The organism is Streptomyces sp. NPDC054796 (genome assembly GCF_053611545.1).
In genome coordinates this window covers 1-25,745 of sequence record NZ_JBSHAO010000061.1, presented here as the reverse complement: position 1 = coordinate 25,745, position 25,745 = coordinate 1, and the positions used below count along the sequence as shown (strand labels likewise).

The following is a 25,745-nucleotide window of genomic DNA, read 5'->3' as shown; positions in this document are numbered from 1 at the left end:
CAGAGCCGTTCAGCCCGCCGCCCGCTGCCAGCCGTGTTCCGTCAGACCGCTGGCCGCCCGGAGGTACCCGAGGAGTCCTTCCCTCGGGTACTCGATCAGATCCTCGGGCGGTTCGTGGAGGCTGAACCACGCCAGGCGGAGGCACTTCTCGGGTTCTCTGTTGACCGGCTCCCCGGTCCACTCGGTGGCCTCGAAGAAGAACCCGATCCGGGCCAGGGTGTCGCTCTGCCGGTGGTGCACGACGTGTACCAGGCGCAGATGGCCCGGATCGACGACGACGCCCGTCTCCTCCAGCAGCTCCCGCGCGGCACCGGCACTCAGGGGCTCGCCCTGGTCGAGCTTGCCGCAGGATGCGGTCGCTGCCGGGCTCGATGCCGAGGGCGACCTCACGGAGGCCGTTGGCGACGAGCCGGTCCAGTTCACGGTCGGAGACCCGGTCGAGGACGTTGATGCGCCCGGTAGCGTCCCCCACGTACCGCTCACCAATACGGTGCCGGGTGAACGCGGCCATTTGTGTCCCGATGACGCGGCCGACGCCCAGGAAGAGGTCGTCGACGAAGCGGAACGCGGTCACGCTGTACTTGTCGTGGAGCGTGTCGAGTTCCCCGATGATGTTCGCCTCCAGATGCCCGCCGCTGGCCGCGCCTTTCAGGAGCGCGGTGCCGCGGCTCGCCGCCGGACGCCGGTCGCGCGGGTACACGCAGGGGCGCGTTCACGAACAGTGCGTCGAGAGTGTGGGCCGGGTCGGCTCCCGCGATCAGCGGTAACTGCGATATCGCTCCTCCGGTTCAGCGGGCATGGGAGCCCCAGGTGAGAGTGGAGAGGGTGAGGGGCGTGCAGGGCGGTACGGCAGGGACCGGCGAAGCCGGTCCACAGCGGGCCGAACGCCTTGTCCTTCTTATCCGGCCAGTCGTGCTCGGGCGCAAGTTGCGCGGCCCAGGTGCGCACGGCCAGGTCGTCGTGCGGGTAGACGCTGAAGTCACCGGTGTAGTCGGCCGCGGCGGCGGACGCGGTCCACGGCCCGATCCGGGGAACGTTCATCAGCGCGGCGGCCAGGTCAGCGGCGTCCATGTGCCGCCAGCGCGCGGAGTGCTCCTCGTAGCGGGCGGCGGCTGCCAGCAACACGGAACGGTGGAACCGGGCTCCCACGGACGCGAACTGGTCCTCATCGAGCCCCAGAACCTGCCCGGCCGTGGGTGCGAGAGCCAGTTCTCCGTACGGGGTCTCGACAGTTGTGCCGTATGTCCGGCACCACGTGCGGTACAGCTTGCGAGCCTGCCCGGCCCGCACCACCTGCCGGAGGACGGCAGTGGTGATCGCGTCCCACAGCCAGGGATTGGCCAGCCGCAGCGTGGGCCCGAGCCCGTCGAGTCCGGCCCTGAGCGCTGCGGGAACGGTGTCCGGCAGACACGCGGGGTCGGCGGTGACGAACTGGGGCTTCACGTCCTCGGTCCCCTCCACGCAGGTCAGGCGCAGACCATCGCTGTCCCAGAACAGGACCCAGACCCCAGAGACGGTACGTACGGCTCGGGCGCGACCTCCGCTCCCGGTCTCGGTCCAGGCAGGGTGGTCAGTCGTCAGGACGCCGGTCATGGTCTGCTCCTCGCGTGGTGCGGTTGGTGCGCCGTAACCTCTCGCGTCACGGGGCGTCGCGCGCGCAACCGCGCGAAATGACCCCGCGTCCCCCATAGGCGCCGCGTGCCTCGTCGGTCTGCGCCGGGTCGCGGTCCAGGAGCGTGCGCAGGGCGCTGCGGAGCAGCAGCGCGTGCACGAGTACGCCGTCGGGGCGGGGCACGCAGCGCCAGGACAGCGGCCACGTCGGGCCGTCGAGCGCGGGTACGGGGATGTACGCCACCTGCCCGCACCCGTCGCTCGTCAGCCGCTCCGCCGCGCCCGGCCAGGGACGGCCGGTGGTGCTGCCGGGCGGCACGAGGAAGTACGTGGGCCGACGACGTACGGCCGAGGTGACGACGGGCCCGGGGAACCCGCCCGTGAGCCGCACCATGAGCGTCGCGAGTTCGGCACCGAGTTCGCCGTCGACGCGTACGGCGTCGAAGTACACGCCCGCCTTGCGGAGCCGGTGCCCGTCGGGAGGAAGCCAGGTCAGATCGGTTCGGTCACTTTCTGTATTCATGAGAAAAGTCTCGGTAGCCCCGACTAGCGTTTTCCAGAGCCGGACCTCAAGGGCGAGGACCGTGGTGAGCTGCGCGAAATCGCCTTGAGAGTCGGTTGAGTTCATTTGAGAACGACCCCGACCGGGTGGTGACGCGCCAATGGAAGAAGCGGGACACGACGACCACGAGGAACAGGACCAGCCGAGCCTGAGCACGACCAGATATGTCGGCGAGATCGCTCGCATCCTCCGCAAGCACCTGAAGATGACGCAGGACAACGTCGGCGAGGAACTCGGCTACACGGGCGCTGCGGTCAGCGCGATGGAGACGGGCGTCCAGCCCGGCAGCGAGAAGATGCTCAAGGGGATGGACAGAGTCCTGCTGGGCGGGGCGCCGGTATTTGAGGCGTCCATGAAGTACGCCCGTCGCGACAAGTATCCGTCGCAGTTCCGCGACTTCGCGCCACTGGAGCAGCGGGCGGCCGTTCTGTCCTCATACCAAGCGGTGGTGGTCGACGGCCTCTTCCAGACAGAGGAGTATGCCCGTGCGCTGATCGCGGGCGGATTCCCGGTGCTCCCGGAGCAGCGAGTCGAAGAACTGGTAGAAGCCAGGTTGGCGCGCCGGGCACTCTTCGACCGGGAGCCCACGGCCCTGGTCGAGCTGATCGTGGAGGAGTCCGTATTACGGAGGCCGATCGGCAGCGAGGAGATCATGCGGGGCCAGATGCACTCACTGGCCCAGGACGCACAACGACGCAATGTCACCCTCCAAGTGCTCCCGCCGGACTGCGGCCTGTCCACAGAGCATGTGGGCGCATACGGCTCCATGAAGCTGCTGGAAACCACGGACCACGACCACCTGGTGTACCTGGAACCGCAGGAGGAGAGCCTGCTGATCAGCGACCCGGCAAAGGTCAGCCGCTACGCCCAGCGTTATGCGAAGATCCGGTCACAGGCCCTGAGCCCACGGGATTCGCTGGGTCTCATCGAGCAGTTGGCGGGAGAGCAATGAGCGGCACCTTGCGGTGGTTCAAGTCCAGCTACAGCAACCCCAGCGGAGGCGACTGCGTCGAGGTCGCCTTCGACTGGCACAAGTCCAGCTACAGCAGTTCCAGCGGAGGCGAATGCATCGAGGTCGCCCACTGCGGCTGCGCGGAAGCGGACGTCCACATACGTGACACCAAGACCCCGGACGGCGCGGTCCTGACCGTCCCGGCCGCCGCGTGGGCGGCCTTCACCACGTACGCCCGCTAAGCAGGCGAAAACGGCTGAGCGGTGGAGCGGCCGTAGCCGTTCCACCGCTCAGCCGGGGACGTCCTTACGAGCTTACGAGTGCGAGTGCGAGCTGATCACGCCGCCGGAGCTGAGGACGATGGCGACGCCGTTGGCGTCGACCCCGGCGTCGTGCCCGTCCGCGTCGAGCGTGCCCATCACCGAGCCGTCGTTGCCGAGGATCTTCGCGCGGAAGTGGTTGTCGCCGACCTCCGTGACCTTGGCCTTCCAGCCGCCCTCAAGGCTGTAGGTGCCTGCGCCCGTGTGCTCGCCGCCCATCCAGGAGTAGATCTGGCCGTCGAGCGCCAGCATCACGTACATGCCGTTGGCGTTGAGACCGGCGTCGTGACCGTCCGTCTCCAGCGTGGCCGTGACCGCGCCGTCGGAAACGATCTTGGCCCGGTAGCTCTGCTCGCCGAGCTTGTAGATCTCGGCCTTGCTGCCGTCCTCCAGGGTCTCGGTGCGGTCAGGCGTCGCCGACTTCTCCGAACCCGACCCCGCGCCCTCGCGGTCCGCTGAGGTCGCCTCGGTCTTCGTCTCCTGGCCGCTCTTCGCCGAGTCGTTCGACGCACCGTTGTCGTCGGACGAGTGGGCGGCGGAGGCACTGTCCTGCTTGCCCTGGCCAGAAGCGTCCGTGTCGCTGCCCTGGCAGGCGGTCAGCGAGAACGCGGCGGCGGCCGCGAGGGCCACCAGGCCGGTGGAGCGGACGGTGCGGCGGATGCGGCGAGTGGTCATGCTGGGCCCCCATGGGTGGTCGGGATACGGCGCTCCGACCGCTCCCGAAGGGCGACCGGCCGGATCTCTTGTTCGCTACACCCTGTCCGATGGCCACCCGCCGGATCTTGTTCACGAAGTTCTGTCCGGGGTCAGTAACACACTTTGTAACAGCGGGGTGGAGCGCCGTGCGCTGCCCGTTCGGGCAGCCGGTCCTGCCCTCCCGTTCCTGGCCGCGTCGGGCGTTGACCTTGTATGCAGGAGATGTTGATGTCCGCTGGCGGAAGAGGCAGCCCGTGCACGCAAGGGACGACGCCCGACAGTCCACGTCCGGGAACGGCCACGCACCGGCCCGTAGCCGCGCGGCCGACTCGGCGGTGCGGCCGGTTCGGCCTGCGCGGCCGGGTGCGCCGGTGGCGCCACAGGCGCTCCGCGACCTTCAGCGCAGCGCCGGGAACGCGGCCGTCGTCCAGATGCTCCGCCGGAGCGGGCACCGTACGGAAGAGCAGCCCGAGGTGCCCGAGGTGCCCGAGGTGCAGCGGTCCGCCGCCGTCCGGGACGTCCTCCGCAGCGGTGGCCGCCCCCTCGACAACGCGACCCGTACGGACATGGAAGCCCGGCTCGGTGCCGACTTCTCCGACGTCCGCGTGCACTCCGGCAGCGCGGCGAAGGCGTCGGCCACCGAACTGGGCGCCCGTGCCTACACCTCCGGCAACCACATCGTCATCGGCGACGGCGGTGCCGACGCGCACACTCTCGCGCACGAGCTGACGCACGTCATCCAGCAGCGCCAGGGGCCCGTCGCGGGCACCGACAACGGAGGCGGCCTCAAGGTCTCGGACCCGTCCGACCGCTTCGAGCGCGAGGCGGAGGCCAACGCGAGACGGGTGATGGCGCGTCGGGCACCGGAGACCGCCGACCGGCCTCGCGAGGACTCCGTCCAGCTACGGCCCGGACACCCCGGACACGTCGCGCAGCGCATGGAGGTCACTCCGCAAGAGCGCGACGCGTTCCTCGCCACGCACAACCCACGGAACCAGGTGATCCTCAACGCCAGCCTGAACGGCGTGGACCTGGGCCTGTACGCCAGCGCCGCGCAATCGCACGACCGGACGAACAGCGACCACGCCGAGGACGCGATCCTGGACCTGCTGGAGACGCTGGCCTGGAGCATGCCGGACGTCCTCCAGGCATCCAACACCCTCGACATCACCGCGCTGACCGCCAGCCCGTGCACCACCATCGCGCGCACCGACCCCCAGACGGGCGCCCAGTTGCCCATCACGTCCAGGAAGGGGTCGGCCGGAAGCACGGACGGCTGCGCCGAGCGCCTCATCGAGCTGCAAACCGGTGGTCTGGAGAAGGGCGACGGATCGATGGCCACCTTCCAGATCTCCGTCGCCTGCGCCCACTACTACCAGCCCGCCAAGCCCGGCGCGAAGGAAGCGTCCCGCCAGGCGGTGGCGGCCATGCAGGCGGCCGGAATCACCGTCACGGTGACCAATCCGTAGAGCCGGGGGCGGGGGTGTCAGGTGTGTCCCGCCACGCGTGCTGCGTTCCGTCGGCGGCGACGGTGAGGCCGTGACGGTCCAGTCCGGGCTGCCCCGCGCCGCGCCACTCGGTGTAGGCGGCCACCACCTCCTCCCACAGGTTCCGGGGGCCGTAGCAGGTGACCGCGCCGTGCTCCCACCAGGCTTCGTGCGACACGAGGGTGACGCAGGTGCCGGTCTCGTCCCACAACTGCGTCCGCGGCTCGGCCCCTTCGCCACGGTGGGCGAGGCCCACGTCGGGGACGCGCAGCCCGATGACGAAGTCCTGCGCCCAGTCGCGGTCCAGGACCTGGGCCGGTCCGACCGGCGAGGACGCCTTCCTGACCCGCTCCGAGGGCTCGACGGTACGGGGCGGGCGCTCGCCACGGGCCCACATGTACTGGGCGGTCCCCACGAACGGCCCGTGGGCGCCGCCGTCGGGCCGCACGGTGAGTTTCAGCAGGCCGCCGTTGGCGTAGGAGGTGCCGAACGGGGTGAGGATGACGGCGCCGGGCACGCACTGCCCGGTCCAGGCGCGGGGGATGTGCCGTACTGCGGCGGTCGCGATGATGCGGCCGTACGGCCCGTACGGGCCGTCTCCGGGGCGGCCGTTCATGCCGTCACCGCACACGGTCTCGGGACGGTACCCGGCGGCGGCGAGATTGGCGGCGCCCCAGGCCGACAGATGGGGATCGATCTCCACCGTGGTCACGTTCGCGTCGCCGACGCGCTCGCACAGCAGCGCGGTGACATAACCGGACCCGGTGCCCAGCTCCAGCACCCGCTGCCCCGGCTCCAGATCGAGCCGGCACAGCTTCTCGGCGACGATGTCGGGCGCGGAGATGCTGGAGGTGAAGGTTCCACCGCGTGCGGGGGCATCGGGGAGGCGGTGGTCGTCGAGCTGGGTGATGACGCTGTGGTGCGGGTCCCAGGCCGCCCGGTACCAGCCCTCGGGGTCCGCCTCGTGGTCGATCAGGGGGTAGCGGCCGTCCGCGTCGGCGGTCTGGTCCCACACCTTGGCGGGGACGAAGTGGGCGCGGTCGACGGCGGCGAACGCGTCGCGTACCCAGGGAACGCGGAAGCCGCCTTTGGCGGCCACCGCCCCCGCACACACCTCCCGGAAGTCCACCACCGCTGTTCCCCCTCTCCTCCTCACCTCCCCACCGAGCGGCCTGCGGCCCCCGACCCTCGCGGCTCCGGCCCCCGCGCGGCAATGCCCCGTAGGAGGGACAGGGCCGGGGGACCGGGGCCGGGCCGGGGGACGGGTGCCGGGCCGGGCGGCGTCTCGCGGAAGGGCGGACGACCAGCGCGTTCACTACGTTCACGCACTCGCGTCCGCGCAACTCCCCGCACGGACGGTGCGCACGAGAACAATGGGGACGTCCGGGCTCCGCCATCGCGCACGGCCGCGTGAGGCTGCGTGAGGCAAGGGCCCGAGGGAGCGGAGATACGCACGCAGGGAGGACCCATGCATCCGGACAGCGGTGACGACAGCGCCGTTTCCGATTCCGCGATTCCCGCGCGCGACAGCCACACCGAGGCCGCACGGCAAGAGCGGCTGGAATGGCTCCGCACGCGGCAAGGAACACCACTGGCGCCCTTGCACCCGATGCGGCTGCACGCGGATGACCTCTCCCACAACGTCGAGAACCTCATCGGGGCCGTGGAGGTGCCCGTCGGGCTGGCCGGGCCGCTGGTCTTCGACGGCACGCACGCGTCCGGCAGCCTGTACGCGCCGCTGGCCACCACCGAGGGCGCCCTGGTCGCCTCGGCGTCGCGCGGCGCCCGTGCCCTCTCCCAGGCGGGCGGCGTACGCACCCACGCGGTCTCCCAGCGCATGACGCGGGCGCCCGTCTTCCAGCTCGGCTCGCTCGGCCAGGCCGCCGTCTTCACGGACTGGCTCGGAGACCACCTGGAGGAGCTGCGCGGCCAGGCGGCCCGCGTGTCCCGGCACGCCGCGCTGGTGAGCGTACGCGCGGTCATGACAGGCCGCACCGTGCACGTCGTCTTCGCCTACGAGACCGGCGACGCCGCGGGCCAGAACATGACCTCGGCCTGCACCTGGCACGCCTGCCAGTGGATCCTCGACCGTTTCCCCGCCGACACCTCGGCGGACGTCGAACAGTTCCGGGTCGAGGGGAACCTCAGCGGCGACAAGAAGGTCACGTACCACAGCTTCCTCAACGGCCGGGGCACCCGCGTGGTCGCCGAGGCCGAGCTGCCGGACCACGTCCTGCGGCATGTGCTCAACACCGGCCGGGACAGTCTGCTGGACACCCACCGCATCCAGCGCGGCGGCGGCCTCCACGGCGGCATGGTCGGCAACGACGTCTGCATCGCCAACGTCATCGGCGGAATGTTCACAGCCCTGGGGCAGGACATCGCCTCCGTGCACGAATCCAGCCTCGGGCACCTGGAGCTGGAGCCCGTCGACGGCGGCGTGCGGGCGACGATGGTCCTCCCCGCCCTGATCGTCGGCACGGTCGGCGGCGGCACCCGGCTGCCCGCACAGCACGCCCTGCTGGAGATGCTCGGCTGCGCCGCGCCCGGAGGCCAGTCCCGGCTCGCCGAGATCATCGCGGGGTTCGCGCTGGCCCTCGACCTGTCCACGATGTCCGCTGTCAGCGCCGACGAGTTCGTCGCCGCACACGAACGCCTGGGCCGCAACCGTCCCCCTGCCGTGCCCGCCGTGCCCACCGACGCGTGACGGCGAAGAAGAGCGCCGCGTCCGTCACCAAGCCCGAACAGCGGCCCGGCCCGACCCGATCCGATCCGGACCCCGCCCTCCGGCGCCGGGCCCGGTTCCGCGGCAGGTTGCGGACGCCCTAGCGCGCGCCTGGAGTTGGGGGCGCCAACGGCAGGATCTTCCGGTCGAAGAAGTCGAAGAACGGATCGGCGCGATCATAGAGAACGTTGAACCCGGACGATGTTTCTTCGATCAGCGCAGGATCCCGGAAACGGTTGGCTCCCGCCGCATTTCCATCGTCATCGTATACGACTTCGTACATGACCACGTCACCGAGAATGACCACTTCAGGGACGGGCCGCTTCTTTTCGACGTCTGAGATTTCACGAGCATCGATGACCTTGATATTGTCACCCAGCTCCACACGCAGACGAAGAACGAACAGTTCCCACTGCACATAGGGAGTGACGGGGAACTCTACGACGCGCAGCCGACGCTCCTTGACACCGAGCCGAGCCGCCTTCTGGAATTGCTTCGCGTAGACCTCACGCTTCTCTTCGATGAGAGACAGCGCCTGGGACCATTTTCCGGCGCTGAACGCCTCCCAGCTCGGGAAGCCTCGCTCCTTGAAGTTCTGGCCGCGCTCAAGCTTGTTGAGAAACCGGATCCCGCTCTCGTAGAAGCGTCGGAAATCGGCATGGTACTCCGGACGCATCAAACGCTCGGAAGCACCCTTCGAGAAGGAATCAAACACTGGGGATATCCGGTTTCGCCGCGACCATCATATTCCTGGGAATTACCACCAGCTTTTCATCGGCGCCAACTGATACCCCCGGAGGCAGCGATTTTCCGAGCGACTCCGTGAGATCCCTGCCGATGATGGCGACATCGCCGTTGCCGAGTTCCCATATATCAGGGCAGTCCGGTGTGTCCGTCGTATTGCCTAACTCTTTCGGGGATTTACCAAGCCTCCTCTTGAAGGATGTCGAAGGGTCCGCTTCCCACGGTCTCGCCATGCATCTCTCCCCTCGGCTGGTTCCACTCACCGCGCCCGGATATTGTGCCCGTTTCCAGAGGAGACGACAACTAACGAGAGGAGATCGACTGGAGATGGCATCGAGTTCCAGTCACCAGGCATATGCCAGGGGAAAGATGACCGAAGACAGCCCCTTGTCGGGCCCACTCAGGGATGGTAGCGATGGAAGTTCGTCAATCTTTACCTCATTACCACGACACGATCATCCCACCTGCGATGGTGCCGATAATGACACAAATGAGCCTCACTGGAACAGTGCATTCCGATGAGCAATAACTTTGACGGACGCGCTGAGGACAGTGGCCGCATCTACCAGTCCACAGGCGACCAGCACATTAACGAGAACAATTATTACGGTGCCCAGGAACCCCCGACGAGCGGTCCGGACTCCGTACGTCGTCCGGTGATCGGCCGGGCCCCCTCGGTCCTGCGCGACCGCGCCGAGGTGTTGGAGCGCTTGCGGGCGAGCGTCGGCGGAGAGCGCGCCGGTGAGGTCTATGTTCTCCACGGCATGGGTGGATGCGGCAAAACAGCCGTGGCCTGTGCCCTGTTCCAGTTCGCCACCGAGGTGAGTGGGCGGGTCGGGCTGTGGGTGAATGCCGCCGACCGTGCGGGCCTGCGTGCCGGGATGCTCGCCGTCGCCGCTGACCGAGGTGCCCGCGACGGCGAACTGTTGGCGGCCCGGAATGGGCTCCGACCTGCGGCGGACCTTGTGTGGGACCGTCTCGACCGCTCTTCTGAGGCGTGGTTGTTGGTACTCGACAACGCGGATGATCCCGAGATTCTGCGCGAAGGAAGCTGGCTGCGCAGCAGTCCACGGGGTACCACCGTGGTCACCACCCGTCGAGCAGCCGCCCGCTGGTGGCCAGGCGCCGAGTTGCAGCACATCGGCGTGCTACCGCGTGACGACGCCGCCCAGGTGCTGCGCGACCTGGCACCGGAAAGCGGCACCGCGGAGCAGGCCGCCGCCGTCGCCGACCGGCTGGGGCGGCTGCCCCTCGCGCTCACCCTTGCCGGTGGTTTCCTGGCCCACCAGGTACTCGATCCCTGGACCATGGATACATATGGGCACCACCTGGGCGAAGACGAACGGGTCGAGCTCATAGATCAAGGAGCAGATGTCTTGTCCGAAGCGGACCCCCGCCATTTGGTCGGCCGAACCTGGCAACTGACGCTGGATGCTTTCGAAGCCCGTGGCCTTCCGGAGGCTTCCGCACTTCTCAGACTTCTGGCTCGTTACGCTCCCGAGCCTCTGCCAGTTTCTCTGTTGAACCACCCTGAAATCAGCGGTGTTCTGCCTCGCGCTCGATGCGAAACAGCATTGCGAGCACTGTTGGACCACTCGCTCACCGAATTAGTCGATGTCGGCGTGCGCTGTGTGCAGAGCCACGGCATACTGCTCGACAGCGTGGCCGCTTCCACGCCTGAAGAAAAGCTCCCGGCTCTCGACTCGACGGCAGTTCAATTGCTCGACTCGGCTTTCCCTTCCCTGCCCGATGCCGGCCCGTACGATCCGCAGTTGCGCCTGCTCGCCCCTCACGCACTTGCTCTGCTGCGGCATGCCAGACAGCCTCCGATTATTGCCGACGCCCTGGCCGTCGCCCAGCGCTTGTCCATCGCCCTCCACCGCACCGGGGACTATATGTCCGCCTGGGAGACGGCCGATGCGGCGGCAAACCTCACAAAACAGGTCCTCGGCGATGAACATCGGCTCGTTCTGGCGGCTCGGTCAAGGGCGGGGCGAGCACTTTTCCGGCTGGGCAGATATACAGAGGCTGAGCGACTTCTCCTCGATGTGCACCGCACTCAGCAGCGCATTTTGGGCGACGGTTCCCCCGACACGCTGGATACCAGACACGGGCTCCAGCTCGTGCTCGCGAACATCGGCAGGCGCGAGGAAGCACTCGCTCTTCTGAGGTCAGTAGTAGCGGGACGCCGAGAAGCACTGGGAGAAGCACACCCGTTGACCTTGCGCTCCCGGGCCAGTCTGCTGACCATGCTGTCAGCGGCCGAACTGGCCCACGACAACGACGCACTGCTTGCATTGCCCTCGGAGTGCGTCCAGAAACTCGGCCCGGAACACACCGTCACCCTGGCCGCCCAGCACAATCACGCTTGGGCACTTTATGTGCTGGGGCGGCTCGAATCCGCGAACGAGGCCATGCGACTGGTCTGCCGGACTTACCTGGAACGTTTTGGCGCGGACTATCCCCTCGCGCTGTCGGCCCAGCAGCTTTTCGCCCGTACTCAGTTCGCCCTCGGCCACACCGCATCCGGGATCGATGCGATGGTCGATGTCGTCGCACGACGAGAACAGAGCCTGGGCGTTGATCACCCTTTCACCGCCGCAAGTCGCGAACTGCTGGAAGAGTTCAGGGCGACGGCGTAGCCGACCGCGCGCCGGCTCCCCGCCGGGCTCGGGCGCGTCCCGCGCCGGGGGTAGGGAACCGGCGGTTCCGCTCTCCCCCGACCGGTCGCACACGTCAGTGCGCCCGGGGCCCCTCGCGGGGCGTCCGGGCGCACGTCTCAGGTCGGGCTCAGGCCAGGCTGCCGGGCTGTCGGGCGGCGGTCACGGGTGGTAGATCCAGATGGTGTAGAAGTCAGGCCGGATCTCGGGGTTGGGCACGCAGTCCACGTCCGTGTAACCACTCGGGAAGTAGTCGTCCCTGGCCTGCTGTTCGCAGAACGCCTCGCCCTTCGCGTAGCTCTCGCCACCGGCGATCACCCAGCCGCTCTCGGCGGCGGCGGCGGGCACGCGCGCATCGGTTGAACGGTTGATGCGCGGACGACGCCCCCATCGCGCCCGTGCATCCGGTGCGTCCGGTGCGTCCGGTGTGAGGCAAACCGTCGGCCGTCGCTCTCACTTCGCCGCGGTGGACGGCGGGTCCCATTAGCGTCCGAAAACGTCAGCGCTTCGCGCTTGCCCGCACCACACCCCTCAGCACAAGGAGACGACGTTGAAGGCGATCACCATCCAGAAGTTCGGGCCCCCGGACGGCATGGCCGTCACCGACCTGCCCGACCCGGCCCCCGCCGCCGGACAGGTCCTGATCGCCACGCAGGCGATCGGCGTCGGCGGCGTCGACGCCGTGATCCGCAGCGGTGCCGTCGCCGCCTTCGGCTTCGGGGAGGGCCACATCCCCGGCAGCGAGGTGGCGGGCACGGTGACCGCCGTCGGCGAGGGCGTCGACGCCTCATGGGTCGGCCGACGCGTGTGGGCGTTCACCGGTCTGGGCGGCGGGTACGTCGAACAGGCCGTCGCCTCCGTGGAGGACGTGGTGCCGCTGGCCCCCGACCTGTCCTCCGCCGACGCGGTGACCCTCGGCGCCTCCGGCGTCGTGGCCCACTTCAGCCTCGCCCACGCCCGCTTCGCCCCCGGCGAGTCGGTGCTCGTGCGGGGCGCCGGGGGCAGCCTCGGGGTCATGACGGTCCAGCTCGCGGCGCTCGGCGGCGCCGGTGCGGTGGCGGTCACGGCGTCGTCGGCGGAACGCGGCGAGCTGCTGCGCTCACTCGGCGCCACGCATGTGCTGGACCGCTCAGGGGAGGGTGACGGGGGCGCGCCCACGGGCTACGACGTCATCATCGACGTCATCGCCGGACCGGACATGCCCTCCTTCCTGGACAGGCTCAACCCGAACGGCCGGATGGTTGCCGTCGGCGTGGTCGGGGGCCCGCCGCCCGAGGACTTCGGCACAAAGCTGATAGCGGCGTTCCGGAAGTCGCTGTCCTTCGCCACCTTCAGCGCCGACACCGTGCCCCGTTCCGCTCAGCACACCGTGCGACGGGAACAGTTCGCCGCCGCGAGCCGGGGCGAACTCCGCGCCGTGGTGCACGAGGTGCTGCCCCTGGACGAGGCGGCCCTCGCCCACCGGAAGATGGCCGCGAGCGAGGTCTTCGGCCGCGTCGTCCTCACCCCGTAGCCAAGCGGGACCCGGGCGGCGCCCCGTAAGCCGCCGACACACGCGTGTGGGGCCGGCCCCCGAAAGGGCCGGCCCCACATATACGGTTCACCGCTCAGCGCGCGGCGTCACGCTTCCTTCGAGAGGTTCGGGCCGCCGCCCGCCGTGGACTCGACCGGCGGGGCGTCCGGCAGCGCGGACTTCTCCTCGCCGCGGAAGGTGAACTTCTTCTCCTCACCCTCGCCCTCGGTGTCCACGACCACGATGTGGCCCGGACGCAGCTCGCCGAAGAGGATCTTCTCCGACAGCTCGTCCTCGATCTGGCGCTGGATCGTCCGGCGCAGCGGCCGGGCGCCCATCACCGGGTCGTAACCCTTCTTGGCCAGCAGCTCCTTGGCGTCCGTGCTCAGCTCCAGGCCCATGTCGCGGTCCTTGAGGCGCTCGTCCACCTGGGCGATCATCAGGTCCACGATGCGGATGATGTCTTCCTGCGTGAGCTGGTGGAAGACCACCGTGTCATCGACACGGTTCAGGAACTCCGGGCGGAAGTGCTGCTTCAGCTCGTCGTTGACCTTGTTCTTCATCCGCTCGTAGCCCGTCTTGACGTCGCCCTGGCCCGCGAAGCCCAGGTTGAAGCCCTTCGAGATGTCACGGGTGCCGAGGTTGGTGGTCATGATGATGACCGTGTTCTTGAAGTCCACTTCCCGGCCCTGGGAGTCGGTCAGACGACCGTCCTCCAGGATCTGCAACAGGGAGTTGAAGATGTCCGGGTGGGCCTTCTCGACCTCGTCGAACAGGACCACGGAGAACGGCTTGCGGCGCACCTTCTCGGTGAGCTGGCCGCCCTCTTCGTACCCGACGTAGCCGGGGGGCGAGCCGAACAGCCGCGAGACGGTGTGCTTCTCGCTGAACTCCGACATGTCGAGCGAGATCAGCGCGTCCTCGTCGCCGAAGAGGAACTCGGCGAGCGTCTTGGACAGCTCCGTCTTACCGACACCGGACGGACCGGCGAAGATGAACGAACCGCCCGGACGCTTCGGGTCCTTGAGGCCCGCACGCGTGCGCCGGATCGCCTGGGAGAGCGCCTTGATCGCGTCCTCCTGGCCGATGACGCGCTTGTGCAGCTCGTCCTCCATGCGCAGCAGCCGCGAGGACTCCTCCTCGGTGAGCTTGAAGACCGGGATGCCGGTGGCCGTGGCCAGGACCTCCGCGATCAGCTCTTCGTCCACCTCGGCGACGACGTCCATGTCGCCCGCCTTCCACTCCTTCTCCCGCTTCGCCTTCTGGGCGAGGAGCTGCTTCTCCGTGTCACGGAGGGAGGCGGCCTTCTCGAAGTCCTGCGAGTCGATCGCGGACTCCTTGTCCCGGCGGACGTTCGCGATCTTCTCGTCGAACTCGCGGAGGTCCGGCGGCGCGGTCATCCGGCGGATGCGCATCCGGGACCCGGCCTCGTCGATGAGGTCGATCGCCTTGTCCGGCAGGAAGCGGTCCGAGATGTAGCGGTCGGCGAGCGTCGCCGCGCCCACCAGGGCCGCGTCCGTGATGGAGACGCGGTGGTGCGCCTCATAGCGGTCGCGCAGGCCCTTGAGGATCTCGATCGTGTGCGGCAGCGACGGCTCCGCGACCTGGATCGGCTGGAAACGGCGCTCCAGGGCCGCGTCCTTCTCCAGGTGCTTGCGGTACTCGTCCAGCGTGGTGGCACCGATGGTCTGGAGTTCACCCCGGGCCAGCATCGGCTTGAGGATGCTCGCGGCGTCGATCGCGCCCTCCGCGGCACCCGCGCCGACGAGCGTGTGCAGCTCGTCGATGAACAGGATGATGTCGCCGCGGGTGCGGATCTCCTTGAGGACCTTCTTCAGGCGCTCCTCGAAGTCACCGCGGTAGCGCGAACCGGCGACCAGGGCGCCGAGGTCCAGGGTGTAGAGGTGCTTGTCCTTGAGCGTCTCGGGCACCTCGCCCTTGACGATCGCCTGGGCCAGGCCCTCCACGACGGCGGTCTTGCCGACGCCGGGCTCGCCGATGAGCACCGGGTTGTTCTTCGTGCGGCGCGAGAGCACCTGCATGACGCGCTCGATCTCCTTCTCGCGCCCGATGACCGGGTCGAGCTTGGATTCGCGCGCCGCCTGGGTGAGGTTGCGGCCGAACTGGTCCAGGACAAGGGACGTCGAGGGCGTGCCCTCGGCGGGGCCGCCCGCGGTGGCCGCCTCCTTGCCGCCGGAGTAACCGGAGAGCAACTGGATGACCTGCTGCCGCACCCGGTTCAGATCGGCGCCCAGCTTCACGAGGACCTGGGCGGCGACGCCCTCGCCCTCGCGGATCAGGCCGAGCAGGATGTGCTCAGTACCGATGTAGTTGTGGCCGAGCTGAAGGGCCTCGCGGAGCGACAGCTCCAGGACCTTCTTGGCACGGGGAGTGAAGGGGATGTGGCCCGAGGGGGCCTGCTGCCCCTGGCCGATGATCTCCTCCACCTGCTGGCGGACCGCCTCGAGCGAAATCCCGAGGCTCTCCAGTGCCTTAGCGGCGACACCCTCACCTTCGTGGATCAGGCCCAGAAGGATGTGCTCGGTGCCGATGTAGTTGTGGTTGAGCATCCGGGCTTCTTCCTGAGCCAGGACGACAACCCGCCGCGCGCGGTCGGTGAACCTCTCGAACATCGTTAATCGCTCCTCAGAGCGGTCAGGCAGTAAGGGGACGCTCCCCTCTCTGTCCTTCCGCAGCTTAGTCCCGCAAGCGGGGACCGCTCATTCCAACTGCCGACACCAGGGAACATCCCCGCAAGCACGGGACGCACACCGACAACTCGCGTGCCCCGAACAGCCGACAACAGTTCCAACCCGATGGTGCGAGACGATGTTCCCGCAGGCCAGGCGTATCCACCCGGATTCACTACGCCGACGGCGAACGCCTTTTGGCCGACACGCCCGTCACTGGCTGACATCACCGTCCACACCCCCGTTCCACTAGGGACTTCTTACCCCCTGTGGCTGACATTCCATGCCGAGCACGCCGCTACCGGCATACCGCATCCGCTGATGGCGAACAGCCTTGCGCCGCACATCTTTGGCCCGTTGAGCACGATACGTGGTCGAGTGTCAACCCTACGTAACCCGATCGGGGTTCGTCAGTTGCTCCGGGCATGACGTTCATGATTCCCCGGCCCAGAGCGGCGCTGTGCGCCGCGCGGGAGCGAGGCGGGTGCGGCGGCGGGCCCGACGGGCCCGGAGGGCGCGCGGAGGCGCTGGAGATGCCGGAGGACGCCGGTCTGGCGCTGCTGCGGCGCCCGGAGGTGCACACGGGGCCCGTCGCCCACGATCCCGCGCGCCGACGCCTCCAGCTCCTCGTCCCCGAGGGCAGCGCCGAGGAGCTGCCGGGCCTGCTGGAGTGGCTGGAGTGGCGCGGGATCGAGCTGGAACTGTCCGCCCGCGCACCCTTCGACCCGCGGGAGGCCGCCATCTGGCTGCGGCCCCCCGAGCCGGGACGGGGCGCGGACCACGTGGATCTCGTACGGCTGGTGAGTGCGGCGGCGACGGAATGCCACCGCGCGCGGCTGACGCGTACCGCGGTACCGCGCGTACGGAAGCCCGGCGAGATCAGCCGTTGGCCTTCTCGTACGCCTCGCGGATATTGGCGGGAACACGGCCGCGGTCATTGACCTCGTAACCCTGCTCCTTGGCCCAGGCGCGGATCTTGGCGGTGTCCTGACCGCTGTTGCCGCCCCCGCCGGAAGCCCGGCCCTTTCCACGCGCGGAACGGCCGCCTGTACGGCGCCCGCTCTTCACATAGGGCTCCAGCACATCGCGGAGCTTGTCCGCATTAGCGGTGGTGAGGTCGATCTCGTAGGTCTTCCCGTCGAGCGCGAACGTCACGGTCTCGTCGGCTTCGCCGCCGTCGAGGTCGTCAACGAGAAGAACCTGAACCTTCTGTGCCACCGGCTACTCCCATTCGTCATCGATAACCGATTACTGATACTGCCGACGAAAGCAAACCGCTTTTCTCTGAGAAACACAAACCCTCTGTGGAGTTTGACGCGTGACCCGACGAGGATTGGCGGGATCTTTCGGACATAGCGACTCACGCCGCTCGCCTCTCAGAGATGCAGCAGCATGCGGCTGTTGCCCAAGGTGTTCGGCTTCACTCGTTCGAGACCGAGGAACTCTGCTACGCCCTCGTCATAGGAACGCAGCAGCTCGCTGTAGACATCACCGTCCACCGGCGTCTCACCGATCTCCGTGAAGCCGTGCTTCGCGAAGAAGTCCACTTCGAAGGTGAGGCAGAAAATACGCCGTACCCCGAGCCACCGCGCCGTCTGCAAGAGCTTCTCCAGGAGCAGATGTCCCACCCCGGTGCCCTTGAGCGACGGATCGACCGCGAGCGTCCTGACCTCGGCGAGGTCCTCCCACATCACGTGCAGGGCGCCGCAGGCGACGACCTCGGCGTCGTGGTCGCGTTCCGCCACCCAGAACTCCTGGATGTCCTCGTAAAGCGTCACCGTGGCTTTGTCGAGGAGGATGCGGTCGCGGGAGTAGGCGTCGACGAGAGCGCGGACGGCGCGTACATCCGTGGTGCGGGCGCGGCGAACCGTGACTTCTCTGAGCGGTTCCGCGCGTTCCGGTGCTTCCGGCTGTTCCGAGACTTCCGGCGCTTCCGGCTGTTCCGGCTGTTCCGGCTGTTCTGGCGGCATGAACGGACGCTATCGCTCCTTCGGCGCGCGCTTCTCTCCGGGGGCGTCGAGATGGACGCCGTTCAGTTGTACGACCCGCAAGGCATCCCTCAGCGCGTCGGCCTGTTCCGGTGTCATACGCCCGATGAACTCCACGAGGGCCGCGGCCAGGTTGTCACTGGAGGACCACGCCTCGTTCATCAGAGCCGCGGAGTACGCGGGCCGTGTGGACACCGCCTCATATCGATAGGCGCGGCCTTCTTGTTCCCTCCGCAGCCAGCCCTTCTGATGCAGGTTGTCCATTACGGTCATCACTGTGGTGTAGGCGATGGAGCGTTCCGACTGTAGATCCTCGAGGACTTCTCGCACGGTGACGGGGCGGTTCCACTGCCATACCCGCGTCATCACGGCGTCTTCCAACTCTCCCAATGGCCTAGGCACCCGAGAATAATAGTCGGAGATGTCCCGAATCAGAGACGCCTTTGATCTCCACAGAGCCAAACAAAAGGGCGCACGGAGCGGCTTTACCGCTTCCGCACGCCCGCGCTCAGGGCCGGGCCCGAGTCCGGATCCGGCTCCGGGTTCGGCCCGCTACCGGCCGGACCGGCTCAGTTGTCCTTCTTCTGCTTCGACCGCTCGGCACGGGCGAGCGCGGCGTCCACGACCGCGTCCTCCTTGCCCTTGTTCGCGCCACCCTGGCTCTTGACTATGATCACGATCAGCGCTGTGAAGGCCACCGCCATCACGATCGGCGGGGTCAGTGCGGCGACGTAGTCCATGGCTGTCGGCCTCCTCGGTGGGCAGGTCTCCAGCCTAACGCGGCGCGTTCCGGGGCCCGACGGTAAGGCCCTGTTCCCGGCTTCTCCGGCGCCCCCCAGCCCCCCCTGGCCCCGGTTCCGGCTGTCAGGCCGAGAGCGCCTCCTCGGGCGGCGGCGAGGGGCGGCGACGGGGCGGGAAGACCTCGCCGGGGGTGGGGACGGGGCGCGGGGGGCGCCCCGGACGCGAGGGCTCCGTGCCCGGCGTGGACGGCCTCACGGGCGGGTCCTGACGCGGCTCCCCACGCTTCGGCTCCTCGCGCATCGGCTCCTCGCGCTTCGGTTCCTCGCGCTCCGGCTCTTCCCCGTCGCCGCCCGCGCCGCCGTCGTTCTCGCGGGAGCGGGCGGGCTGCGGCACCTGTGAGGCGGGCACGGGCGTCGCGGGCCGCGCGGGCTCCGTCGCGCCCGTCGAGCCCGCCGTGCGGCCACCCGGGACGACCATCAGCCGCGCCCGTACGGCCTGCTCGGCCAGCCGCTCGCAGCGCTGGAGCAGCGCCGTGCGGCGGTCCGTCTCGGCGGCGCCCGCCGCCTCCGTGCGGAGGGCGCGCAGCGCCACGAGGTCGTCGGGGCGCGGGAGGTAGCCCGCCCTGAGCGCGTCCTCCAGCTGGTCGAGATACCCGGCGGCCGATCCTGGCAGCGCGTCGCGGTAGCGGGCGAGGTCGGCGAGCAGGAACGTGCGCAGCCTGCTCCCCTCGCGGACGGTCTCGTCCACGGCCTCGGCGAGCCGCAGATACTCGCGCACCTCTGCCGCGCGCTCGGGCGACGGGGGCGACGGGACGACTCCCGGCGCCGTCGCCGTCGCCGGGGAGGAGGGCTGGACGGCGGCGGCGAGGGCGCCTCGGAGCACACGCAGCTCGTCCGCGCTGAAGGCCATGCCGCCTCGTGAACCGTATGGCGTGGGCATACGGCGACAATACGGGGCAGAACGGCTAAATGTGCTTATCGCCTGTTCCGACGGCGTGGCGTGCGTCGGCGCGCCGTCGGAACAGGCGGGTGCGGCGAACGTCCGCCGCTACGACCTGCTCACGTTCCGCTCGTAGACGAGCCGCAGCCCGATCAGGGTCAGCCACGGCTCGTGCTCGTCGATGACGGAGGACTCCCCCAGCACCATCGGCGCGAGGCCGCCCGTGGCGATGACGGTGACGTCGTCGGGCTCGTCGCCCAGCTCGCGCGCCATGCGCTCCACGACCCCGTCGACCTGGCCGGCGAAGCCGTAGAGGATGCCGGACTGCATGGCCTCGACCGTGTTCTTGCCGATGACGCTGCGCGGGCGCGCCAGCTCGATCTTGCGGAGCTGGGCCCCGCGCACGCCCAGCGCGTCCACGGAGATCTCGATGCCGGGGGCGATGACGCCGCCGACGTACTCGCCGCGCGCGGAGACCGCGTCGAAGGTGGTGGCCGTGCCGAAGTCGACGACGACGCAGGGGCCGCCGTACAGCTCGACGGCCGCCAGCGCGTTGATGATGCGGTCCGCGCCGACCTCCTTCGGGTTGTCCATGAGGATCGGCACGCCCGTCTTGACGCCGGGCTCGACCAGCACGGAGGGGATGTCGCCGTAGTAGCGGCGGGTGACCTCGCGCAGCTCGTGCAGGACGGACGGGACGGTCGAGCAGATCGCGATCCCCTCGACGTTGTCGCCCAGTTCCTCGCCCAGGAGCGGGTGCATGCCCATCAGCCCCTGGAGCAGCACGGCCAGCTCGTCGGCGGTGCGGCGGGCGTCCGTCGAGATGCGCCAGTGCTCGACGATGTCCTCGCCGTCGAAGAGGCCGAGCACGGTGTGGGTGTTGCCCACGTCGATGGTGAGCAGCATCAGGCGTCGGCCTCCTCGGCGGCGTCGCTGTCGTCGGCTGCCGCTGCCTCTGCCTCTGCCGCTTCGCGCAGGTCGAGGCCGATGTCGAGGATCGGCGACGAGTGGGTGAGCGAGCCCACCGCGAGATAGTCGACGCCAGCCGCCGCGTACTCGGCGGCGTTTTCCAGCGTCAGACGGCCGGAGGACTCCAGCCGGGCGCGGCCGGCGACGAGCCGGACGGCCGCCGCGGTCTCCTCCGGCGAGAAGTTGTCGAGCAGCACCAGGTCCGCGCCCTCGGCGAGGACAGGTTCGAGCTGGTCGAGCCTGTCCACCTCCACCTCGATGGGCACGTCGGGGAACTCGGTCCGCACGGCCTTGAACGCCTCCGCGACGCCGCCCGCCGCCACCACGTGGTTGTCCTTGATCAGCGCGGCGTCGGAGAGCGAGAAGCGGTGGTTGACGCCGCCGCCGCAGCGCACCGCGTACTTCTCCAGGGCGCGCAGGCCTGGCGTCGTCTTGCGGGTGTCGCGCACCTCGGCGCCCGTACCGGCGAGCGCGTCGGCCCAGCGGCTGGTGGCCGTCGCGATACCGGAGAGGCGGCAGAGCAGGTTGAGGGCGCTGCGCTCGGCGGTGAGGAGGTCGCGGGTGCGGGTGGTGACCGTCAGCAGCCGGGCCCCCGCCTCGACGCGGTCGCCGTCCTCGACATGCCGCTCGACCGCGAACTCGTCCGTGCACACCACCGACAGCACCGCCTCGGCGATCCGCAGCCCCGCCACGGTGCCCGCCTCCCGCGCGGTGAAGTCCCCGGTGGCGACGGCGTCCTCGGGGATCGTCGCCACGGTGGTGACGTCCACGCCGTGGTCCAGATCCTCCTCGATGGCCACATGCGCGACGTCCTCGACCTGCACCGGGTCCAGACCCGCGTCCGCGAGAAGCTCGGCCAGGTCCGGGTCCAGACCGCAGTCGAGCGGATCGAGACCGAAGCCCTCGTCATCGTGACCAGCACCGCAGCCACAGGCGTCGCCGCAGCCGCCGCCCACGGTGGCCGCGGCCGACGGGCCGCCGATCTGGAGCAGGGGCACGTCGACGGGCTGGGGCCGACGCTCCTCCGGCGATTCCGGGGTGGGGCTGGTCACGGTTTCTCCTTGGTAACGACCGGCGGGAAGGCGGTCGGCGGGAAGGCGGTCGTGTCGGTCGTACGGACGTCGAGAGTAGGCGCGTCGGGAGTGGGAGCGTCGGGAGCAGGAGCGTCGAGAGTACGGGCATCGGGGCCATGGGTGACCACGAGGTGGCGGGCCCAGTCCGCGTCGTTCCGCTCCGGGTGGTCCTCGCGCCAGTGGCAGCCGCGCGTCTCGGCACGGCGGAGCGCGGCGGCGACGAGAACGCGGGCGACGAGATGGAGGTTGGCGTTCTCCCAGGTCTCGACGCCGGGCTCGGCGGCCTTGTGCGCGAAGTCGGCGGGCAGCGCTTCGAGGCGGGCCGCGGCCTCGGTGAGGCTGCGCGCCGAACGCAGCACGCCCGCGCCCTCCGTCATCAGCCGCTGGATGGCAGGGCGCGCCTCGGCGGGCAGCAGGGGCGTGACGGGGTGCGCGGGCGTGCTGGGGGGCGCGCCGCCGTCCGGGGCCGGTCCGTCCGCGTGGTGCTCCGTGGCGTGCTCGGCGACGTGGTCCGCGATGCGCTCCGCGAAGACCAGGCCCTCCAGCAGGCTGTTGGAGGCGAGCCGGTTGGCGCCGTGCACACCCGTACAGGCGACCTCGCCGCACGCGTACAGCCCAGGAACGGTCGTCCGCCCGCGCAGGTCCGTACGGACGCCGCCGCTCGCGTAGTGCGCCGCCGGGGCGACGGGTACGGGCTCGGTCACCGGGTCGATGCCGTGCGCGCGGCAGGCGGCGAGGATCGTCGGGAAGCGGGCCGCCCACATCTCCGCGCCGAAGTGGCGGCCGTCCAGATACATGTGCGTCGCGCCCTGCTCGGCGGCGCGGCGCATGATGCCCTTCGCGACGATGTCGCGCGGCGCCAGCTCGGCCAGCTCGTGCTGACCGGCCATGAAACGCACCCCGTCCGCGTCCACGAGGTGGGCGCCCTCGCCGCGCACGGCCTCGGAGATCAGCGGCTGCTGGCCCTCCGCGTCCGCGCCCAGATACAGCACGGTGGGGTGGAACTGCACGAACTCCAGATCCGAGACCTCGGCACCGGCCCGCAGCGCGAGGGCGACGCCGTCGCCCGTGGAGACGGCCGGGTTCGTCGTCGCGGAGAAGATCTGGCCCATGCCGCCCGTCGCGAGCACGACGGCGGGCGCGTGCACCGCGCCGACCCCGTCGTGCTGGCCCTCGCCCATGACGTGCAGGGTGACCCCGGCCGCGGCGCCCTCGGGAGTCTTGAGGAGATCGAGGACGAGCGCGTTCTCGACCGTACGGACAGTGCCGCGCGCGCTGCGCTCCCGTACGGCCGCCACCAGCGCACGCGAGATCTCCGCGCCCGTCGCGTCGCCGCCCGCGTGCGCGATGCGGCGGCGATGGTGGCCGCCCTCGCGGGTCAGCTCGATGTCCCCCGAGCCGGGGTCGGTGTCGAAGCGGGCGCCCGCGTCGATGAGCCGCCGCACGGCGCCCGGCCCCTCGGTGACGAGGGTGCGCACGGCCTCCTCGTCGCACAGCCCCGCGCCCGCGACGAGGGTGTCCTCGCGGTGCTGCTCCGGGCTGTCGCCCTCACCGAGCGCCGCGGCGATGCCGCCCTGCGCCCAGCGGGTGGAGCCGTCGTCGAGCCGCGCCTTGGTGACGACGACGGTGCGCAGCCCGGCGTCCGCGCAGCGCAGCGCCACCGTCAGCCCGGCGACACCGGAGCCGACGACCACCACGTCCGCCTCGATCCGCCACCCCGGAGGGGGCGCGAGGAGCGGGCCTGCTGTGCCGTGCGTGCCGTGCGTGCCGTGCGGAGGACGGGTCATGCGGCTGCTCCAGGTCTCGGTCTCGCGCGGGGCGCGGGCGCCGTCGTCATCGGGGCGCTCCGAGCCGGAGCGGGAGGTTGTCGATGAGACGGGTGCCGCCGACGCGGGCCGCGACCGCGAGCACGGCCTCGCCCACGAAGTCGTCGGGGACCTCGGTGAAGTCCGCCGGATCGATGAGGGCCGCGTAGTCGAGCGCCAGGGGCGGGTCGAGGCGGGCCGCTTCGGCGAGGACGGCGCGGGCGGCTTCGCGCACGCGGGACGCGGTGGGGGGCGCCTGTGTGGGGGCCGAGCCCTTGTCGGGGTCCGGATCCGTGGCCGGGTCCGGGTTTGCGGCCTCGCGGGCCGCGAAGAGGGCGCGGGAGAGGGCGAGGGCCGTGGCGCGCTCGGCCCGGGAGAGGTAACGGTTCCGGCTGGAGAGCGCGAGCCCGTCCGCCTCGCGCACGGTGGGAACGCCGACGATCTCCACGGGGAAGTTCAGGTCACGCACCATGCGACGTATCAGCGCGAGCTGCTGCGCGTCCTTCTGCCCGAAGAACGACACGTCGGGCGCGGTGAGATGGAGCAGCTTGGCGACGACCGTCAGCATGCCGTCGAAGTGACCGGGGCGCGAGGCCCCTTCGAGCCGCCCGCCCATGGGGCCCGCCGAGAGCCGTACCTGCGGCTCGCCGCCCGGATAGACCTCCTCGGCCGAAGGCGCGAGCACGAGATCGGCGCCCGCCTTCTCCGCGACGGTCAGATCCGCCTCCAGCGTGCGCGGATACCGGTCGAGATCCTCGCCGGGCCCGAACTGGAGGGGGTTCACGAAGACCGTGACCACGACCTGCCCCTCCGGGCCGACGCGGGCGCGCGCCATGCGTATCAGCTCCGCGTGGCCGTCGTGGAGCGCGCCCATGGTCATCACGACGCCACGGCGGTGGCCAGGGGGGCGGGAGAGGGCGCGGAGCTCGGCGGCGGTACGGAGGAGGGTGACGGCGCTCTTGGTGACGGGGTGCGCCGGGTCCGGGACCGCGGTCATGAACGGCCTCCCTCGTCGCCGTCCGGGGTGCCGCCGTTGCCGTTGCCGTTGCCCGGACCCGGGTCGGCGTCCGCGAGAACGTCGAGCAGATCCTCGGCGAGACCCGGCTTGAGCAGGCCGTGCGTCAGGGCACGGTCCGCGGTCGTACGGGCCATCGCCACATACCCCGACACCGCGTGCGGCGCGTGCTTCCGCAGCTCGGAGATGTGCGCAGCGACGGTTCCCGCGTCGCCGCGCGCGACAGGGCCCGTCAGCGCCGCGTCGCCCGACCGCAGCGAATTGTCCAGCGCCGCGCCCAGCAGCGGGCCCAGCATCCGGTCCGGGGCCTCGACGCCCGAGGCGCGCAACAGCTCCATCGACTGCGCGACAAGCGTGACCAGGTGATTCGCGCCAATCGCGAGAGCCGCGTGATAGAGGGGGCGCGCCTCCTCCGCGATCCACTCGGGCTCGCCGCCCATCTCGATGACCAGCGCCTCGGCGGCGAGCCGCAGCTCCTCCGGCGCGGTCACGCCGAACGAACAGCCCGCGAGCCGCTGGACGTCCACGGGCGTGCCCGTGAACGTCATCACCGGGTGCAGCGCCAGCGGGAGCGCGCCCGCGCGCAGGGCGGGTTCGAGGACGCCGGTGCCGTAGCGGCCCGACGTGTGCGCGATGAGCTGCCCTGCGCGGATCGCGCCCGTGTCGGCGAGGCCCGTGACCAGGTCAGGGAGCGCGTCGTCCGGGACCGTCAGAAGGACGAGGTCCGCGTGGGACAGCACCTCGGTGGGATCCATCAGCGGGACGCCGGGGAGGAGGGCCGCGGCGCGGCGGCGTGAGGCGTCCGAGACGCCTGACGCGGCGACGGAGCGGTGGCCCGCGAGGCGCAGCGCGGAGGCGAGGGCGGGGCCGACGCGGCCGGTTCCCACGACGCCGACGTCCAGGCGCGCGGGCCTGTCCTCCGCGCGGCCGTGGCCCGGGCCATGGGCTGATTGGTGTGCGTGTGCGTTCACGGAGTGATGGCCTTCCGTCTACCGTTCCGGTCCACGACGGGTACCGGACGTCTCTCCCGGCCATGCTAAGCCCTTCGCGGGCTGCGCCAGGAAACGCAGGGTTGCCCCTTCACCGTGGTGTGCCCCCTCACGGGGTGCGGGGTGAAGGCCACACGGGGTGCCCGTTTCTCGCAGGGGTGCGCCTTGGCTGGTGCCCCTTTGGGGGTTCGTTCGCGTGGTGCGGGCCGGTGGCACGGGTTGTGCCCACCCGTCCCGCCTTGCGGGACGATTGCCCACAACATTTG

General features: G+C 70.0%; 26 protein-coding genes. 7 read left to right on the top strand and 19 right to left on the bottom strand.

Annotation, left to right across the window (positions count from 1 at the left end; all coding sequences use genetic code 11):
* Positions 1–9: 9 nt before the first annotated feature.
* The 3 genes from ACWGJ2_RS33935 to ACWGJ2_RS33925 all read right to left on the bottom strand — a co-directional run bounded on the left by ACWGJ2_RS33935 (position 10) and on the right by ACWGJ2_RS33925 (position 2,134).
* Positions 10–390 (bottom strand): NUDIX domain-containing protein, encoded by a 381-nt coding sequence (locus tag ACWGJ2_RS33935; RefSeq protein ID WP_453350178.1) that lies wholly within the window; start codon positions 388–390, stop codon positions 10–12.
* A gap of 258 nt (positions 391–648) precedes the next feature.
* On the bottom strand, positions 649–1,593 hold the full coding sequence (locus tag ACWGJ2_RS33930; RefSeq protein ID WP_453350177.1) for a hypothetical protein: 945 nt from the start codon (positions 1,591–1,593) through the stop codon (positions 649–651).
* A 46-nt stretch (positions 1,594–1,639) separates the two neighbouring features.
* Positions 1,640–2,134 (bottom strand): hypothetical protein, encoded by a 495-nt coding sequence (locus ACWGJ2_RS33925; RefSeq protein WP_453350176.1) that lies wholly within the window; start codon positions 2,132–2,134, stop codon positions 1,640–1,642.
* Positions 2,135–2,273: 139 nt separating this feature from the next.
* Between ACWGJ2_RS33925 and ACWGJ2_RS33920 the strand changes: the two genes are divergently transcribed.
* Positions 2,274–3,125, top strand: a complete 852-nt coding sequence (locus ACWGJ2_RS33920) for a helix-turn-helix domain-containing protein (RefSeq protein WP_453350175.1) — start codon at positions 2,274–2,276, stop codon at positions 3,123–3,125.
* Positions 3,122–3,367: a DUF397 domain-containing protein gene (locus tag ACWGJ2_RS33915; protein WP_453350174.1), complete on the top strand. Its 246-nt coding sequence runs from the start codon at positions 3,122–3,124 to the stop codon at positions 3,365–3,367. Before ACWGJ2_RS33920 ends, ACWGJ2_RS33915 begins: the two co-directional genes overlap by 4 nt.
* A 72-nt stretch (positions 3,368–3,439) precedes the next feature.
* On the opposite strand, the gene ACWGJ2_RS33910 is transcribed toward ACWGJ2_RS33915, so the two are convergent.
* The gene (locus ACWGJ2_RS33910; protein ID WP_453350173.1) at positions 3,440–4,120 is read right to left on the bottom strand and encodes a hypothetical protein; all 681 of its coding nucleotides are present in this window, start codon (positions 4,118–4,120) and stop codon (positions 3,440–3,442) included.
* Between the two features lie 392 nt (positions 4,121–4,512).
* Between ACWGJ2_RS33910 and ACWGJ2_RS33905 the strand changes: the two genes are divergently transcribed.
* On the top strand, positions 4,513–5,610 hold the full coding sequence (locus ACWGJ2_RS33905; RefSeq protein ID WP_453350172.1) for an eCIS core domain-containing protein: 1,098 nt from the start codon (positions 4,513–4,515) through the stop codon (positions 5,608–5,610).
* Here ACWGJ2_RS33905 and ACWGJ2_RS33900 read toward each other — a convergent pair.
* Positions 5,591–6,727 (bottom strand): methyltransferase domain-containing protein, encoded by a 1,137-nt coding sequence (locus ACWGJ2_RS33900; RefSeq protein ID WP_453350171.1) that lies wholly within the window; start codon positions 6,725–6,727, stop codon positions 5,591–5,593. The genes ACWGJ2_RS33905 and ACWGJ2_RS33900 overlap by 20 nt on opposite strands.
* A gap of 369 nt (positions 6,728–7,096) precedes the next feature.
* On the opposite strand from ACWGJ2_RS33900, the gene ACWGJ2_RS33895 reads away from it, so the two are divergent.
* Complete coding sequence (locus ACWGJ2_RS33895) at positions 7,097–8,335, top strand: hydroxymethylglutaryl-CoA reductase (RefSeq protein WP_453350170.1); 1,239 nt, start codon at positions 7,097–7,099, stop codon at positions 8,333–8,335.
* 118 nt (positions 8,336–8,453) lie between these two features.
* Here ACWGJ2_RS33895 and ACWGJ2_RS33890 read toward each other — a convergent pair whose 3' ends face one another.
* Both ACWGJ2_RS33890 and ACWGJ2_RS33885 read right to left on the bottom strand, forming a co-directional pair.
* Positions 8,454–9,068: a DUF6879 family protein gene (locus tag ACWGJ2_RS33890; RefSeq protein WP_453350169.1), complete on the bottom strand. Its 615-nt coding sequence runs from the start codon at positions 9,066–9,068 to the stop codon at positions 8,454–8,456.
* A complete protein-coding gene (locus tag ACWGJ2_RS33885) occupies positions 9,061–9,330 on the bottom strand; it encodes a hypothetical protein (RefSeq protein WP_453350168.1) in 270 nt (89 codons plus the stop codon). The genes ACWGJ2_RS33890 and ACWGJ2_RS33885 overlap by 8 nt, the downstream gene beginning before the upstream one ends.
* Before the next feature lie 285 nt (positions 9,331–9,615).
* On the opposite strand from ACWGJ2_RS33885, the gene ACWGJ2_RS33880 reads away from it, so the two are divergent.
* Positions 9,616–11,739: a tetratricopeptide repeat protein gene (locus ACWGJ2_RS33880; protein WP_453350167.1), complete on the top strand. Its 2,124-nt coding sequence runs from the start codon at positions 9,616–9,618 to the stop codon at positions 11,737–11,739.
* A 180-nt stretch (positions 11,740–11,919) separates the two neighbouring features.
* Here ACWGJ2_RS33880 and ACWGJ2_RS33875 read toward each other — a convergent pair whose 3' ends face one another.
* Positions 11,920–12,105 carry a hypothetical protein gene (locus ACWGJ2_RS33875; protein WP_453350166.1) on the bottom strand — a complete coding sequence of 62 codons (186 nt, stop codon included), beginning with the start codon at positions 12,103–12,105 and terminating at the stop codon, positions 11,920–11,922.
* 202 nt (positions 12,106–12,307) lie between these two features.
* Here ACWGJ2_RS33875 and ACWGJ2_RS33870 point away from each other — a divergent pair, with 202 nt between their 5' ends.
* Positions 12,308–13,270: a zinc-binding dehydrogenase gene (locus ACWGJ2_RS33870; protein WP_453350165.1), complete on the top strand. Its 963-nt coding sequence runs from the start codon at positions 12,308–12,310 to the stop codon at positions 13,268–13,270.
* 107 nt (positions 13,271–13,377) lie between these two features.
* Here the strand turns inward: ACWGJ2_RS33870 and ACWGJ2_RS33865 are convergent, their stop codons facing one another.
* Positions 13,378–15,903 (bottom strand): ATP-dependent Clp protease ATP-binding subunit, encoded by a 2,526-nt coding sequence (locus tag ACWGJ2_RS33865; protein WP_453350164.1) that lies wholly within the window; start codon positions 15,901–15,903, stop codon positions 13,378–13,380.
* A gap of 482 nt (positions 15,904–16,385) precedes the next feature.
* Between ACWGJ2_RS33865 and ACWGJ2_RS33860 the strand changes: the two genes are divergently transcribed.
* The gene (locus tag ACWGJ2_RS33860) at positions 16,386–16,901 is read left to right on the top strand and encodes an SCO3374 family protein (RefSeq protein ID WP_453350163.1); all 516 of its coding nucleotides are present in this window, start codon (positions 16,386–16,388) and stop codon (positions 16,899–16,901) included.
* Here the strand turns inward: ACWGJ2_RS33860 and ACWGJ2_RS33855 are convergent.
* The 10 genes from ACWGJ2_RS33855 to ACWGJ2_RS33810 all read right to left on the bottom strand — a co-directional run bounded on the left by ACWGJ2_RS33855 (position 16,840) and on the right by ACWGJ2_RS33810 (position 25,461).
* Complete coding sequence (locus ACWGJ2_RS33855) at positions 16,840–17,178, bottom strand: histone-like nucleoid-structuring protein Lsr2 (RefSeq protein WP_453350162.1); 339 nt, start codon at positions 17,176–17,178, stop codon at positions 16,840–16,842. The genes ACWGJ2_RS33860 and ACWGJ2_RS33855 overlap by 62 nt on opposite strands.
* A gap of 158 nt (positions 17,179–17,336) precedes the next feature.
* Positions 17,337–17,930, bottom strand: coding sequence for an amino-acid N-acetyltransferase (locus ACWGJ2_RS33850; RefSeq protein WP_453350161.1), 594 nt, complete (start codon positions 17,928–17,930; stop codon positions 17,337–17,339).
* A 9-nt stretch (positions 17,931–17,939) separates the two neighbouring features.
* Positions 17,940–18,350 carry a BlaI/MecI/CopY family transcriptional regulator gene (locus ACWGJ2_RS33845; RefSeq protein ID WP_453350160.1) on the bottom strand — a complete coding sequence of 137 codons (411 nt, stop codon included), beginning with the start codon at positions 18,348–18,350 and terminating at the stop codon, positions 17,940–17,942.
* Positions 18,351–18,517: 167 nt separating this feature from the next.
* Positions 18,518–18,688, bottom strand: coding sequence for a hypothetical protein (locus ACWGJ2_RS33840; protein ID WP_453350159.1), 171 nt, complete (start codon positions 18,686–18,688; stop codon positions 18,518–18,520).
* Positions 18,689–18,812: 124 nt separating this feature from the next.
* Complete coding sequence (locus tag ACWGJ2_RS33835; protein ID WP_453350158.1) at positions 18,813–19,628, bottom strand: hypothetical protein; 816 nt, start codon at positions 19,626–19,628, stop codon at positions 18,813–18,815.
* Positions 19,629–19,736: 108 nt separating this feature from the next.
* A complete protein-coding gene (locus ACWGJ2_RS33830; RefSeq protein ID WP_453350157.1) occupies positions 19,737–20,534 on the bottom strand; it encodes a type III pantothenate kinase in 798 nt (265 codons plus the stop codon).
* The gene (gene nadC / locus ACWGJ2_RS33825; RefSeq protein ID WP_453350156.1) at positions 20,534–21,649 is read right to left on the bottom strand and encodes a carboxylating nicotinate-nucleotide diphosphorylase; all 1,116 of its coding nucleotides are present in this window, start codon (positions 21,647–21,649) and stop codon (positions 20,534–20,536) included. The genes ACWGJ2_RS33830 and nadC overlap by 1 nt, the downstream gene beginning before the upstream one ends.
* Positions 21,646–23,457 (bottom strand): L-aspartate oxidase, encoded by a 1,812-nt coding sequence (locus ACWGJ2_RS33820; RefSeq protein ID WP_453350155.1) that lies wholly within the window; start codon positions 23,455–23,457, stop codon positions 21,646–21,648. Before ACWGJ2_RS33820 ends, nadC begins: the two co-directional genes overlap by 4 nt.
* Before the next feature lie 46 nt (positions 23,458–23,503).
* Entirely contained in the window at positions 23,504–24,472 is a 969-nt protein-coding gene (gene panC, locus ACWGJ2_RS33815) for a pantoate--beta-alanine ligase (protein ID WP_453350154.1), read from the bottom strand.
* Complete coding sequence (locus tag ACWGJ2_RS33810; protein WP_453350153.1) at positions 24,469–25,461, bottom strand: Rossmann-like and DUF2520 domain-containing protein; 993 nt, start codon at positions 25,459–25,461, stop codon at positions 24,469–24,471. The genes panC and ACWGJ2_RS33810 overlap by 4 nt, the downstream gene beginning before the upstream one ends.
* Between the last annotated feature and the right edge of the window lie 284 nt (positions 25,462–25,745).